The organism is Segetibacter sp. 3557_3 (assembly GCF_004354985.1).
In the GTDB taxonomy this organism is placed as follows: domain Bacteria; phylum Bacteroidota; class Bacteroidia; order Chitinophagales; family Chitinophagaceae; genus Segetibacter.
Map to the genome: position 1 here is coordinate 1 of NZ_SMSK01000024.1, position 13,876 is coordinate 13,876.

Sequence of the window (13,876 nt, forward strand, 5' to 3'; positions counted from 1 at the left end):
TCAAGATGCCCCGGAATCCGTGCCAAACAAAGATGAGTCAAAGGGGGGGCAGTTTGCCCGGAATGAGGGGGTCAGCTTGGCCGGAACCACGGGGTCAAAATGTTCCGGAATCTACATTCTAATTAAGTCAAAACCAACGCGCTGCGTAAAATGCTTCATTAATTTCAAATTGAATAGTGTCTCAGTTTGTTTAAACGCCAGGTTTGTATCAGCTTACTATCGGGTGTTCCTAAACAGAAAGAGGGTCCTGCATGGACAAACAGGGTATAGTTTAAAATTACAAATAACTTATGGACGCGCGGTTTTTTCAAAAGATTTCAATGAGAATGTTTGATAAGCAAAGTCATTTACATATTTTAGATGGAACGATTCTCATAGACTCGGATCATTGGATCTACTGGGGAATTGGTGGCAACTGAACCAACCAGATTAAAGACCCGATAATTAGTACAAAAACATGATTTCGAATATATAAATTGTAGTACAATGTCTCAAAACTTATTGTATGATCCTGCTATACGAAATGCAATTGCGTCTGCAGATCTAGAGAAGATGAAATCTACTCTACTTAAAGCGAAAAAACAGCTTGCGGAGAAACCGAAAATTCTAAGTACTAAAAAGCTTGTAAATGCAACATTAGAGTTGGAGAAAGCCATTGAACGACTGGAAAGAAAAAACCCTCGTTGAGGAGAGTACAATTAGCCTGGATCAATTCCCAAACTGAACTCGATAGTCGCTTTTCAGATGTATGCTAGGCCGTTTTTACATGTAAATTCACAGTTCTTAATTATCCTTTAAGCTAACTTGAAGACTTCATAGATACAACATCTTTAAACTCTTAATTCCAGCCCATCTTAAAATCAAAATGGAACCAAATAATGTAGATCGATATGCGACTTTTGAGGACTACCGGAATAATGTACCATTGGCTGTTGTATGGGAACTTACACTAGCTTGCAACTTAAGTTGTAAGCATTGCGGTTCCCGTGCAGGTAAGGTTAGGCAGCATGAACTGACTCTTGAGGAGTGCTTCGAAGTGATAGAAAGACTAAAAGGTCTTGGCACAAGAGAAATTGGCATTATCGGAGGAGAGGCATTCTTAAGAAAAGATTGGCTACAAATAGTTCAGAAGATTACACTTGAAGGAATCGATTGCTCCATGCAGACTGGCGGTTTCAACTTCACGGAGAACCAGATTGTCCAAGCAAAGAACGCAGGAATCAAGAACATAGGAGTGTCATTAGATGGCTTAGAAGAAATTCACAACTTTATCAGAGGTAAGCCTACTTCGTATGCACATGCTGTGAACTGTTTGAATATTTTGAAAAAACATAATATCCCTTCAAGTGTAAATACAACCATTACGAGCATTAACAAACATCAATTGGAGCGCCTTCTTGACATTTTGATTGATCTAGGTGTAAAAAACTGGCAACTTCAGTTCGCAGTAGCCATGGGTAACGCCGTAGATAACGATGAATTACTTATTCAGCCCTATGAGACAAAAGTAATTGTAGATCGTATTGCAGCATTATATACTAAAGGCTTAGCAAATGACTTGTTAATTCAAGCAGGAAACAACATCGGCTTCTTCGGTCCTCATGAGCACAAATTGCGGGCAGGTAACTTTGGCCATTATGTTGGATGTTCAGCTGGTCAGACATCAATGGGAATTGAAGCAGATGGAACTATAAAAGGGTGTCCATCGTTGCCGACGGCCGACTATAGCGGAGGCAATGTGAGAGACAAGCGGCTTCAGGATATCTGGGATCAAGCTGAAGAATTGGCTTTCACGAGGAAAAGGAGATCTTCCGAGCTTTGGGGCTTTTGTAGATCATGTTACTATTCTTCAATTTGCTTGGCGGGTTGCTCATGGACAAGCCATGTATTATTTGGAAAAAGGGGCAACAATCCATATTGTTATCATCGAGTTGTGGAATTAGAAAAACAACAAAAAAGAGAGGTCTTGAAAAAAGTTGATAATGCCGGCGGATTACCCTTTGACTATGGTCGCTTTCAAATTGTTATTCAAAGCCAAGATGGAGTGGAACTTGGAGTCGAAATACCGGAGGCGATTGAAGGGGAACCCAATGACAGCTCAGTTAGGTCTATAAGTATGCTTCACTTGTGTAAAGGTTGTTTTAATTACATTTTCCCTGATACAAGCTATTGCGCGTTCTGTAATGCTGATGTCCATCTGGTTGAGGAGGAATATAAAATCAATCTGAAACAAGCCATGATAGTAGCTGAAGAAATAACTTCACTTTTAGCCTTGTCGCAATAGCGACTGTTCTGCTGTTTTTTACCGCCCCAATGAGGTCTGAGGCTTTGATGACTATCAATGGTTTTGACGATAAAGGCAAAGCCGTCCACCGTCTACTTATCTAGTTAGATCAATGAGCTACTTGTACTTGAATATAATCTGGTTGCCGACCATTAAACTAAAATGATACTACAATTATGTGGTTTATCCGGTGCTGGTAAAACTAGTATCGCTAAGGAACTTCAAAGGGCGCTGGTGGCGATTAATCGTCCTGTTGAAATAATTGATGCAGATGTCTATCGAAGTACAGTCTGTAAAGACTTAGGATATACTCGCGAAGATCGCAATGAAAACATTAGGAGGCTTGCATTTATAGCTGACCGATTTTCTAATCACGGCTTTGTTGCTGTCATTGCTGCTATAAACCCATATCGTGCAATTCGAGAAGAGGTTAAGCAGGCATACAACAAGGTAAAAACCGTCTATCTTGCTTGTGAATTAGATGTTCTTATCAAGAGAGACACAAAACAGCTATACAAAAGAGCGTTTTTGCCGGACTGGCATCCTGATAAGCTACACTCTCTTACTGGAGTTAATGATCCTTTTGATTTTCCTGACGATGCAGATCTTGTTGTCAACACCGGTGAAGAAAGCTTAGAACAATCTGCAGGTCGGCTTTTTAGGTATGTGGAAGAAGTAAGTACGAGATATTAATTAACAAATTTGCATTTAAGTACTTTTCTGTTTAAATTAGTATTATTCAAAATTTAAATCTACATGTATGCTACAACCTCCACACGGTAATCTAGAGCCTAATCTTGCAAAAAGGATTAGCACTCAGAAGAAGAAACTTGTTCAGGATTTTGCTAAAGCTGCGGATATCGATATTCAAGCAGCTGAGAAAGTCTTAAATTTCCTAAGAGTTGACCAACTAATGGATCAAATGAACACAGTCAATACCATGACAAAAGAAAAAAAGGTTATGGAGGCGATGAATATTCACAAAAATCATATTCAAACATTTTCTGCGGAATTACAGGTGGAAAACTTAACGTTGGACACCTTAAGACTTAGTATCGTTCCAAGAGGTATTTCAGCCTTTTCTATTGCAGTTTGATAGTACATCATCTCAGAATACTACTAAACATTTATCCTGTCGTTGTCTTAAAAGTGCTGCGAACCCTCTTCTTATCAGCGATAGGTGAGAAGCGCGTAACTAGCACTTTTTCTAAAATGCTGTTTTTTCTTTAATCAAAGATGTAAAATGAAGGGCTTCGCAAATCTTGAAATGCTTCCATCCTTGATAGAGAGTTATAAACAAAGAGGACTCTTTCTTGAAAGGAGGAATATCAATCTTTATAACTCAGTATTCTTCCAGCATGCCTCGATGACTGTTCCATTTTACAAATCTTTTTTTAACAACACGGCTCAGGCCAACCCTATAGACTTCCCTATTGTTTCTCGCAAAGATCTCAGAAAGACTGTTGAATTCACATCCAACAATTTCGATAAGAAGGATTTACTTTTCAAGACCACTAGCGGAACATCCGGGGTTCCCTTAAAAATCCCAAGAGACCCGGCTAGCTTGTATTCCTTTCTACATGAGGGTTTCGCTGAAGTCGTCTCGCGGGAGACCGTCACGAGTAAATTAATGCCAGGCAAGCTGGGTATTTTGTTTGTTGATGACCTCGGCTCAAACTCCGAAATATCAAATCTCAATCCCTCGTTGAATTATTCTATAGTCCGCAGAGTTTCTATTGGCAAAGATTATGTGAGGGATGTTCAGCTTGTTAAAGAACTGCGAAAGTTGCGCATTCCTATTCTGTACGGAAGGCCGAGAGCTTTACAAGCTCTTATGAAAATAGATGAGTCTACAAATGGACGCCATATAAGTCCAGACCTCGGACTTTGTAGTGGGGATAATCTATACAGTGATGTAAAAAACAGTTTACAAAACTGGCTACAATGTAGAGTTCTAAACAGCTACGCAATGCAGGAATGTGGTTTTATTGCCTCCGAATGTAGCAATGATACGGGACTTCATATTTCTCAAAACATTATGTTGAATGTTGAGGCCGGTGCTGGTGAACGATCTAGCACCGGAGAGGGATTTGCTGTTATTACCTACTTTGATAATTGGGCATTTCCAATTATAAATTACTTGACAGATGACATTGTTAGCGTTCGCAATACATCCTGCCGATGTGGATACAGCGGGCCAACAATTACAGAAATTAAGGGTAGAAATTCACCATACTTCTTTATAGATGGATCTCAATTTAATCCCTCGCATTTCAATATCATTTTTGAAAACCAAATGATTGATCAGTTCCAAATGGTCCAACGAGGACATGTTTTTTCTCTTAAAGTCATTCCTGGTGAGGTAAAAGATTTAGATTTCTTAGCGTCATACCTTAAGGATGAACTAAGAAAAATTGCTCCTTTAGAACAGATTGAGATAGAGTTTTGTCGTTCAATTGCTACAGACTCTCACCAAAAAGTTCAAAGATACGTCTGCTTAGCTTTTACTTAGGTGCCGTTAGTCTCTGCTAGTTTTAAGTATAGATTTTCAGCTTCAGCCAGCAAAGACACTGATGCTATACTTCTCAGCTGCTCTCCTATTCCTTTCTTGTGGGGTTGTATGTCCTCTCCTCCACGATCAATTTCTTCTTTAATTTTCAGAAATCTCTGTATCTTATTACACTCCTGCGCTTCCTGATCAAGGAAACTCTCAAAGCATACAACATGCCTATCAATTGATTTAAATAGCTGAAAATGTTCCAACCATAGAAGATTCCATTCAAGCCACTTTAAGATTGAGTCATTTACGTTCTTCGGCGCCCAAATCTTTTCTCGAAATGAGGTTAACATAGAGTAAGACACATCAAGCGGATGCCTATAGATAAATATAATCTTTGCATCTTCAAAAATTGAAGGAAGTATGTTGATCAGTAAAAGGTTCTCATTGTACTTCTCGCCGATGAACATCACCTCTTTTTGCAATTCATATTTATATACCCGCACCCAAAGTTCTTTCAGAAAGGCCTTGCTGTAAGTAGAGGGTGAAGCTTCTAACTCTTCGTTCAACTGTTTGAACGTGTCAACAAACACTTTGGCCAAATCAAAGTTTAATCCAGAAACAGGTTTTCTTCTAAGTGCATATTCAATTTCATCTATCCGAAGATGCATCTTGTCTAAATGTGTCTTATTATTATACAACCAGCAGATAAGATAATAAAAAAGCTTCCCATTAACTGCCAATCTTACTCGTTGATGGTTCGAAATAAGCCGACTGATCAGAGTTGTGCCCGAACGGTGATATCCAATCAAAAATAGCGGACTGATTTGACGATTATTCATTAATCTTTTTTTTCCAAGCGTAAAGCATCGAGAGGTGAAAAGCTACTTGCAATAAGTTGTTAGTAAACTTAACTATAAAATATTTCATACGACTTAGATGTCCTTTTGGTATCGCATTGAACGCGGAAATGTTTTGCCTACATGATGACACGATCTCCCATCCCCTGTTAATATTTGTTGTTTTTACCTTTACAATACCCGCATTCCAGGCGTTTCGAAATGCTGTTAGAAACGAGGGATCATGAAGATGATGAATTCTAACATTGTCAATGTAGTAACATTCTTGTTGGTACAATTTTAACTTTTGTAGTAGAGCGTTGTCACTCATAATTTTCAGACTTTCGTCAAAACCATCAACCAAATTGAACAGCTCAGATTTTATAGCACAGTTCCCTCCTGAAAAGAAGGTACTTTTAGAACTTTCAGCTAAGCTCGCTTGGCGTAAATTGTATCTTTGTTGTCTAATATATGGTATCACTCTAAATCGTTCGTGAGCATTCATTATTCGACCTGTAATAACACCGTATCTACATGTGTACTCCACGACATTCTCCAACCAATATGGATCTGGGAAGGAGTCATCGTCCAAAAACGCCAGTATTGGTGAACTAGCTAATTTTGCTCCTTGATTTCGGCAAGTATTTGAGCCTTTTGATTGATTGTTGTTTATCTCATGTAGTTTTAGGCATTTTTTAGTGATACTACTTTTTGCAACTTCCCTTATATACTCTTGGTTTGAACCGTCGTTGATAATAATTATCTCTGCCATAAGCTCAATCCGTTTCTGCTCCATTAATGACATTAAGCACCTTCTGAGCTGGACTGGACGGTTTTTTGTAGGTATGATCACTGAAACCATTAACATGTATACTTTTTAGTCAAGAATTTTAAAATCACGTCTGAGAAAGTAAGGATCAGACAAGTCGAAAGAAGGGCTCTTTACCGTCGAAAACGCAAGTTTGTAATACTTTTGTATAAAAGATCGTTTAGGTGATAAGCCATATGGGTAAGAAAAGAAATCTGTCGAACAACCTAGTCTTTCGTCTATGACAGATTTGGATAAAAAATACTCATTTTCAATTTCTTCATCTGACAGTGTTGTAAGAGGCCGATGAGTGGCACTGTGGCTTCCAATTTCATGCCCTTCACTTTTCAATATCTCTATTTGCTTCCATGTCAGATGAGTTGATCTATATGTTGCTTTTACATTCCAAGAATTCTTCTTTCCAACAAAGTTAGTTATAATAAAGAACGTTGCCTTAATTGCGTACCTTTTAAGGATTTCTCGAGCATTAATGAATTGATCTGCATAGCCGTCATCAAACGTTAATATAACATATTTTCTTTGTTGTAGATCGTTGTTCTCATCTAAGCAAAACCTTGGTGTGACGAAAGTGTAGCTCCCTTCAAGTAGTAACACTAGCTTTCGTTCAAATTCCTGAGGCTTGGTGTTTGTGTAATAAAGAATGTCATCACTAATATGATGGAAATAAAGCGAACAAATCATCAAACTAATAGATTAAATTGTAAATATTTTCTATTGTTCTAAGGGTGTTTTTCACATCCGCTGGCTTGACTATCTGATTGTCACGATAAATGATTGAGCTTAATTGAGATGATAATAGCAACACATTGTCTGGTTTCATAGCATCAACTTTGCTTGAAAACTGACCACCCGAGTAATACATTTCCGGCGAGTTTTTATAACTTATTCGTATGCAATCACATCTTTCTTCCACATTTGCGCCCCATTCAGCTTTTATAAGGAGCTCTAAGTTATTGTTGAATCTTAGCTCTGCATCTAATTCAAACTCAATCCCGAACTTAAAAAAAACGTGATTCACTGAAACCACTTGGGCCTCTCCCAAAACGTTGCACAACAGATCCAGGTAGTGAAATCCAATACTCACTAATACTCCCCCGCCCGATAATGCTCTTTGAGTCTGCCATTGTTGGCAGCCGACCGATGTCTCGTATTCTCTGCGTCGAGATATTGTCAGTGAAATGCTCTTGATATTATCAACGTTGGTTAGTAGGTTTCTAATTAAGTTAGTATAACCAGGATCAAATCTATGTTGTGCAACTGCAGAAACCAAAACTCCATTCTCGGAGGCGAGCTTTTCAATCAAATCTATATCAGCTGATCTCAAGAAGAGCGGCTTTTCAATTAAAACATCATGTTTTGCGCTAATTAGACTTCTAGTTAGCGCGAAGTGCGTACCGGGAGGGGTGGACACAACGCACAACAATTTTGTTTTAATTAAGCCTATTTTTTCGAACTCTTCTTCAGCTTGGACGCCAAACCGTTGAGAAAACTCTTTTAAAAGGGACAGATTTGTATCATAGACGATAATTCTGTCTTTATCGACAGAGAGCCGGTTCAAAGCTTTCAGAAATCTTGTTCCTGAATTTCCAACCCCGACGATACAAAATTCATAATTCATGCTTAAGAAGTAATTCAGATAAATATCGGACTGAGGTGGATGTTGCTTCGTATCCTCCATTGGAAAATGCATGACCTCCAGGATAATCCAACTCAACTTCTGGAATTGTTCTAAATCTCCGCCAATGTGTTTCTAAAGAAAGGTAACCTGAATAATTGTTTTCTTTTAATAGGGTTAGTTGCATTGCAATGTCTAAATCTCCTTCTCCAATAGGAAGGTACTGTTTCTCACCATTTTTTGAGACTTTAGGGTCTTTCAAATGAACATGTCGAATGTAATCCTTAATCAGCGGGTAGCCATCGGATATCGGGTTTTGGTCCATACCGCCAAATATACAATTACCAGGATCCCATAGAAGCTGAAAATTTTCATCTGTTAAAATGGATTTAGCCTCTAATAATTCAAGACCATTAGCATGCATCGTATTCTTCCCGTTTTCAAGAAGTATTGTGACGTTTGGAAAGTGTTTTGCATTGACAAGCAGCTTCTGTAAAAGAAAGTGTGTTTTCTCTATATATTCGTTTCTGTTTATGCGTCTCCAAAACGAAAAAATACGAATGTAAGGACATTTCAACCTTTCGCTGATTTCAAGTGCCTTGTTTAAAGATGTAAATTGATTTTCAAGGTCGCTATTTATATCACACTTGAAAATTGGCGTGTCAATGCAAGCTGTTGTAATATCGTTATCATCCAATTTCATGCGCAGCTCTTCAATTTGTGCTCGGCATTGATCGATTACTTGTAGATTGTTCAAGCTCCTTAACTCAAGTCCTCTAAGCCCGTATGCCTTGCAAAGTCTGATTACATCGTCAATATCTTGTGAAACTTCATCGTTAATAAACGTAAGATTCATAAATCTTCAATTTAGAATACCATCTCTGCTATTTCCATTCGATTTCCGGCAGGGTCTCTGAAATAGAACCTTTTCCACCCAAGAACCGGTTGGTTGTCGGGTATTATCTCAACGTTCCTCAATCTAAAGTGATCCTCTGCCTCTAATATGTTTAAGACTAAAAAACAGAGATGTCGTTTGCTATTCCGATTGTATTCCTGCGGTACCTCTTCCGGAGCAATGTGCAGTTGTTGCATACCTAAAGTAAACCAAGCACCCCCATTTTTAAGCAAGTTTTCGGGCTTGGGTATTTCTTTGAGTCCTAAACTGTGTCGATAGAAGTCGATTGTTGCATGTTCAAGTTCTTTGGCAACTGCGATTTGCACATGGTGAATTCCTGTTATCATAACGTACTACTTATGGTTTCGAAGTTATTCGTAGTTGCTGCCTCATCCAGAAGTTTCAAAACCTTCTCATGAACATTGACATGATTATCTTTTAAGTTAGAGCAGAAACTGATTTCCTTATCTCCCGGTAATAAAATATCGTCGACCTTCTTCCTCAGGTCATTTACGAGATTATTCAGGCCGCTATTGAAAGATGGATTTATGTGACTTGGATTGATTGAGATGAAAGTTTGACTCGCCATTGTTGATCTATTTTCATGTCTTCTTTGCGTTTTAACGTGTAAGCTTGAAACACTTCCTGCTAACACCCCGGTTAGGACGTCTACTATAAAAGCGAGTCCATATCCTTTATAGTCCCCAAAGGGTAATACACTTCCTCCATCATCCAAATCAAATGGATTCGTTGTGTCATTATCGTTTTTATCCTTGATCCATCCTGCTGGAATTGTTTCATTCTTTAAGGCAGCATATCTAACCTTTCCACAAGCTACAACTCCTGTCGCAAAATCAAATATAATTGGATTAGGTTCGCGCGGAAGTGCAAAACAGATGGCATTATTACCCAGAACTTTCCCGTGACAATTGGGTACGCTAATCGACGGACCGGTGTTCGTCATTATGATTCCTATGAGATTATGATTTGCTATTTCCAGCCCATAAGAGGCGAGCATCCCGACGTGATTACTGTTTTTCGCCATAACTAAGCTCAGGCCAGCATCAGAGGCTAACTCCACACACTTTCTGGCGCTTGCAAAAGCAATAGATTGGCCTGGGCCAGAGTCCCCGTCTATTATTGCCACATTTGGAAATAGGTTGTTACATGTTATCTGATAATCTCTTTTGATGCCATTCTGTGTTATTCTAGAGATGTACAAAGGTAGCAACATCAACCCATGTGAATGAACTCCCCTCTTTTCAGCTTCCAAGATGTTATTTGTTATGTTTAATGCATCCTCTGGTTTAGTTCCAAGGGTGGTTAAAAAATTGAACATCCAATTTTCAAGTAGAGGGATTTTTACGCTATAATACACCAATTATATATTTTCTTATGCAATGTTTGCTCCTTAATGTTATGGAAACTTTCTGATATTTGAAAGAGCTCTGATTAATTTTTTTTATCTGATTGACACCTTCAATCGAAATATTGTTTACTCTGCTAATGATGACCATACATCATAGGTACGACGAGATATTGTATCAGTTACAAATTACCGCCATCAAATCCTTTTTCTGCCTTGTGGCTGGTCCAAATTAGCAGTACGAATGCTTTAAGAAGATCTCGCCCGCAAAAGTTGTTGAGTCTTCAGTAAAGGAATTCGTAAAGTCTTAGGTTGTGTCGTGCATTATTACCTCTGTTGAAAGGGTTGAAAGAGGGACCTGAGGCTTTAAAAGCCGTAGTTGTCACCTTAGGCCAGAAGATGCAGCGACTCAAAGATTGGCTTTATATCCGCTAACAAGTTTCAAATCAGCTATTTTCAGCTACACTTTAGATGTTAAGTTTGGATTTAGGTTACATGTATTTAGATACTCCCTGCATCTAAAATCTAAGACGCACAATTGCCGACGTACGGTAAAACCTTATTGTTCATTAAGTTCTTGCCTGCGGAGAGTGTACATCTACAGTTCAAGTTACCTAACCGGGTGAGATGATGTCGAGAGTTATTGCAAAGAGAAGACTTGTGAGGCCATGGGTCCTGTTTCCGACATTAACTCAATACCATTACTGTTAGGTGAGTCGTCTTTAGGGGAACAACTCATCGTTGCCTTCAAATCAAAACTATCGGTAACTTGAACTTACAGAACTGAACACAAATATGCTCCGGAGAGTCAACACGACGTTCATAATGATGGTATTCTACAGAGGGCATATTCCAATTAACACTACATAATATAAAAATATAATTTACTGACCTTAGTGTTGTTGTGTAGGACATTTTCAATTTGATCTAGATAAATAGCGTGTCGATTAGTTTGTAAGGTGGACGTGAATGATAGCCGAAAACGTCGTTTTGAGTAATCAAATGCAGTTAATTTCAATCAATTGGTTGAGATGGCACTAAATAGTAATTTACTCGAAAAAATGGATCAATACACAGTGATTGCTGAAAATGATGAATCTAGTTGGGAAGACACAACTGGGGAGCTATATCATTTTCCTAAAGATATCTGCAGTTTTTGCAAGTAGGGACGCGCATACTGTATTATAAAATAAGACAAAAAAACAAGAATTTCAAAAGCCAATGTTTAAGCTCTGAAGCTCACTATTTTGGACTCGGAGAAGTCGAGTATGTGAAAGCAGATCAGAAAAGACACCTGGGTGATTATTTCGCAATTATTAACTCACGTTCCTATATTTGCGCTTCGTAATACGTTACAATAGTACTGCTGCTAACATGGGTCGCTGATGCACAACTGACTTTTAGAAAAGAAGTGACGGGTTAATGTTGCAACATTTATCTGACTGGCTTTAACCTGCCGGACTTTGGAAAGCCATAATCTCTAGGGGAGGCAGTAATGGAAAATTCTTATTTTCTTACCTATCAAAGACTTGTCGTGTCCTACTTGCTGTATGTACAAAGTCACATCGCTTGCCTTTTGATATTAAATGTCATCCTTCTTCTTAAACTCGCTCCAGGGCACTTTGCTGCTGTTCTTCGCTTGTTCTTTTCTGGACTTAGAAATAAATGGGTCCTTTTGTTCAGGCCATTTCATGTCTTCTCTTCGCTTTGCTTCTGCTGCTTTGTACTTCCGTACGGCGAGTCGAATTGTTCGACAATAGCGCAGCTTCAATATCGATCATATCATGAAGATGCTTTGATGCCTGTAGCCTGAAATAATTTGTTGCAAATTCAACATTGCTGTGACCTAGTTCCCGAACTCCTATCAGCTTTTTACCTGTTTTGCGCCATATAGTTACCCGGTAGAAAGCCACATTCAGTTTGTTTTGACCCAAAAATAGTAATTGCCAAACACATTGCTAAATATTTTAGCAAAGTTGCAAAACCATATAACCCACCTACATCAAGGTATTTACGGTATTGTAAAGGCCGTAAAGGACAAACAAACTCAAGGGTATCCAGATCAGAAAGACGTTACCGGAGATCTCCTTAAAGCTTACCTCCCGCTTAAAGACAACCAGGTATATCCAAACCCAAAATAGTTTAAAAGCTGTCCACATTACGAGAGAAGGTACTTCGCTCATCTGATTTCTGCAATAGGTGGGAAGAGGATTATTTTGCTGATCTAACCTGTATAACTTTCATCAATATTATCTTATTTTTCAGAGTAAATGATATAACGGTGCCAAACGAGATCAGGCGGGAATATAGCATGGAGGTTAAACGACGCTTTATGAAAGCAGTTGAAGAGATTTTTAAGGAGCATTATCACAATATCACCGAGTGTGAAATCGCTCAGAAGATCGGGTTTACGCATTCAAATTACTCCAGGTTAAAGTCTGTTGTAAAGAATTATCCAACCGTTGATAACTGCGCGATTATTTGTGAAGTATACCATATCTCGGAAGCTTGGCTACTAAGTGGAAAGGGGCCGATGAGATTGAACCAGAAGCCAAAGCCTCAATGGACGGCTGAAGATCACCTAAAAGAAGCACTTAGATTGGTTCAGACCGAGAAGTGAAGCTAGTACGGGTACCTTTGTTAATGTATCTAGGCAAAAAAGCTATAAAAGGGGAAACGACTTGAATGTAATCCTGTTGAAAATAAATGGATGATGGCTCTTAATTTCTCGTCCATTCTTCAGAAATCGGTGCTGCATAGATCGGGGCTAGTTACTCGAGTATCGATAAAGGAGTTTATTTCTAAAAAAGTACTTGCAGTCTCATGACACTCAACTTAATCGCATGACGCTTTACCAATTCAACGCACTAAGTGACGCCGAAAAAGCCAACCATATCTGGGATCGTGGCCAGATGGCCGCTGTCAGGTATGAGCCTGAGACCTCGTTTTTGTTATATCACCTGGGCTCTTTCTATGCTGAGGTGGCTTATACAAAAGAAGTGAATAAGATAATCGCTATTAAATCTTTCTCGAACACTGGCCCTTTAGATTCATACCTGATGGAAATTGATATAAGTGAAATACTTGACCATCTTTGAGCACCGCATTTGGGAGTGAAAGATTGAACAATAAGAAAGAGGAGTAAAACCATTGGTGGCTCGTGTAAGCCACTGTTTAACATAGGTTACCTATCAACTTCCTTGGTTTAGGGCCGTGCAGAGCCATATGTATTTTTGAACCAGAAAATAGTTATTTAAATTTCTTGTAATACTCGCTCACCGCCCTGACCAAAATCTGAAGCTTATTTTGTAGTTCGGCTACTTTCTTAAATCCGGCCTCAATGCCTTCCCGTGGGTCTCTTATCTGCAAGCGTTTAAGGAATTCATCAGAAGCGTTCGCGTAGGAAAAAATATGCTCGAAGTCCTCAGGACTGTACCACCACCGATACTCATGATCGTATAGCCATTTCCCCTCCTCCTTTGCCTTTTCGGCCATCCTTTTCGCTTCCGGGTGTATCAATGCTAATTTTTTTAGCAAATCTACAGAAGTAT

General features: G+C 38.8%; 17 protein-coding genes. 7 read left to right on the forward strand and 10 right to left on the reverse strand.

What is annotated here, in order from left to right; genetic code table 11:
* Positions 1 to 486: 486 nt before the first annotated feature.
* From EXU57_RS22880 to EXU57_RS22900, 5 genes are all read left to right on the forward strand, one after another.
* Entirely contained in the window at positions 487 to 687 is a 201-nt protein-coding gene (locus EXU57_RS22880; RefSeq protein ID WP_133270596.1) for a DUF1843 domain-containing protein, read from the forward strand.
* Between the two features lie 178 nt (positions 688 to 865).
* Complete coding sequence (locus tag EXU57_RS22885) at positions 866 to 2,284, forward strand: radical SAM/SPASM domain-containing protein (RefSeq protein WP_133270597.1); 1,419 nt, start codon at positions 866 to 868, stop codon at positions 2,282 to 2,284.
* A 162-nt stretch (positions 2,285 to 2,446) separates the two neighbouring features.
* Complete coding sequence (cysC, locus tag EXU57_RS22890) at positions 2,447 to 2,977, forward strand: adenylyl-sulfate kinase (RefSeq protein ID WP_133270598.1); 531 nt, start codon at positions 2,447 to 2,449, stop codon at positions 2,975 to 2,977.
* Positions 2,978 to 3,044: 67 nt separating this feature from the next.
* Positions 3,045 to 3,380: a hypothetical protein gene (locus tag EXU57_RS22895; protein ID WP_133270599.1), complete on the forward strand. Its 336-nt coding sequence runs from the start codon at positions 3,045 to 3,047 to the stop codon at positions 3,378 to 3,380.
* 147 nt (positions 3,381 to 3,527) lie between these two features.
* On the forward strand, positions 3,528 to 4,796 hold the full coding sequence (locus EXU57_RS22900) for a hypothetical protein (RefSeq protein ID WP_133270600.1): 1,269 nt from the start codon (positions 3,528 to 3,530) through the stop codon (positions 4,794 to 4,796).
* Here the strand turns inward: EXU57_RS22900 and EXU57_RS22905 are convergent.
* The 9 genes from EXU57_RS22905 to EXU57_RS22945 all read right to left on the reverse strand — a co-directional run bounded on the left by EXU57_RS22905 (position 4,793) and on the right by EXU57_RS22945 (position 12,508).
* Positions 4,793 to 5,623 (reverse strand): sulfotransferase, encoded by an 831-nt coding sequence (locus tag EXU57_RS22905; RefSeq protein ID WP_133270601.1) that lies wholly within the window; start codon positions 5,621 to 5,623, stop codon positions 4,793 to 4,795. The genes EXU57_RS22900 and EXU57_RS22905 overlap by 4 nt on opposite strands.
* On the reverse strand, positions 5,616 to 6,488 hold the full coding sequence (locus EXU57_RS22910; RefSeq protein ID WP_133270602.1) for a glycosyltransferase family 2 protein: 873 nt from the start codon (positions 6,486 to 6,488) through the stop codon (positions 5,616 to 5,618). Before EXU57_RS22910 ends, EXU57_RS22905 begins: the two co-directional genes overlap by 8 nt.
* A gap of 9 nt (positions 6,489 to 6,497) precedes the next feature.
* Entirely contained in the window at positions 6,498 to 7,130 is a 633-nt protein-coding gene (locus EXU57_RS22915; protein WP_133270603.1) for a polysaccharide deacetylase family protein, read from the reverse strand.
* A 4-nt stretch (positions 7,131 to 7,134) separates the two neighbouring features.
* On the reverse strand, positions 7,135 to 8,067 hold the full coding sequence (locus EXU57_RS22920; protein ID WP_165958253.1) for a Gfo/Idh/MocA family protein: 933 nt from the start codon (positions 8,065 to 8,067) through the stop codon (positions 7,135 to 7,137).
* The gene (locus EXU57_RS22925; RefSeq protein ID WP_133270605.1) at positions 8,057 to 8,920 is read right to left on the reverse strand and encodes a sugar phosphate isomerase/epimerase family protein; all 864 of its coding nucleotides are present in this window, start codon (positions 8,918 to 8,920) and stop codon (positions 8,057 to 8,059) included. Before EXU57_RS22925 ends, EXU57_RS22920 begins: the two co-directional genes overlap by 11 nt.
* 11 nt (positions 8,921 to 8,931) lie before the next feature.
* Positions 8,932 to 9,306 carry a VOC family protein gene (locus tag EXU57_RS22930; RefSeq protein ID WP_133270606.1) on the reverse strand — a complete coding sequence of 125 codons (375 nt, stop codon included), beginning with the start codon at positions 9,304 to 9,306 and terminating at the stop codon, positions 8,932 to 8,934.
* Positions 9,303 to 10,337, reverse strand: a complete 1,035-nt coding sequence (locus EXU57_RS22935; RefSeq protein WP_262708571.1) for an Ldh family oxidoreductase — start codon at positions 10,335 to 10,337, stop codon at positions 9,303 to 9,305. The genes EXU57_RS22930 and EXU57_RS22935 overlap by 4 nt, the downstream gene beginning before the upstream one ends.
* A 1,667-nt stretch (positions 10,338 to 12,004) precedes the next feature.
* Positions 12,005 to 12,259 carry a hypothetical protein gene (locus tag EXU57_RS22940; RefSeq protein ID WP_133270608.1) on the reverse strand — a complete coding sequence of 85 codons (255 nt, stop codon included), beginning with the start codon at positions 12,257 to 12,259 and terminating at the stop codon, positions 12,005 to 12,007.
* 63 nt (positions 12,260 to 12,322) lie between these two features.
* Complete coding sequence (locus EXU57_RS22945; protein ID WP_133270609.1) at positions 12,323 to 12,508, reverse strand: hypothetical protein; 186 nt, start codon at positions 12,506 to 12,508, stop codon at positions 12,323 to 12,325.
* Between the two features lie 149 nt (positions 12,509 to 12,657).
* On the opposite strand from EXU57_RS22945, the gene EXU57_RS22950 reads away from it, so the two are divergent.
* Together EXU57_RS22950 and EXU57_RS22955 are read left to right on the forward strand one after the other, a co-directional pair.
* Positions 12,658 to 12,945, forward strand: a complete 288-nt coding sequence (locus EXU57_RS22950) for a helix-turn-helix domain-containing protein (RefSeq protein WP_133270610.1) — start codon at positions 12,658 to 12,660, stop codon at positions 12,943 to 12,945.
* A gap of 223 nt (positions 12,946 to 13,168) precedes the next feature.
* Positions 13,169 to 13,423, forward strand: a complete 255-nt coding sequence (locus EXU57_RS22955; protein WP_133270611.1) for a hypothetical protein — start codon at positions 13,169 to 13,171, stop codon at positions 13,421 to 13,423.
* Positions 13,424 to 13,574: 151 nt separating this feature from the next.
* On the opposite strand, the gene EXU57_RS22960 is transcribed toward EXU57_RS22955, so the two are convergent.
* Positions 13,575 to 13,844, reverse strand: a complete 270-nt coding sequence (locus tag EXU57_RS22960) for a hypothetical protein (RefSeq protein ID WP_133270612.1) — start codon at positions 13,842 to 13,844, stop codon at positions 13,575 to 13,577.
* Positions 13,845 to 13,876 lie beyond the last annotated feature (32 nt).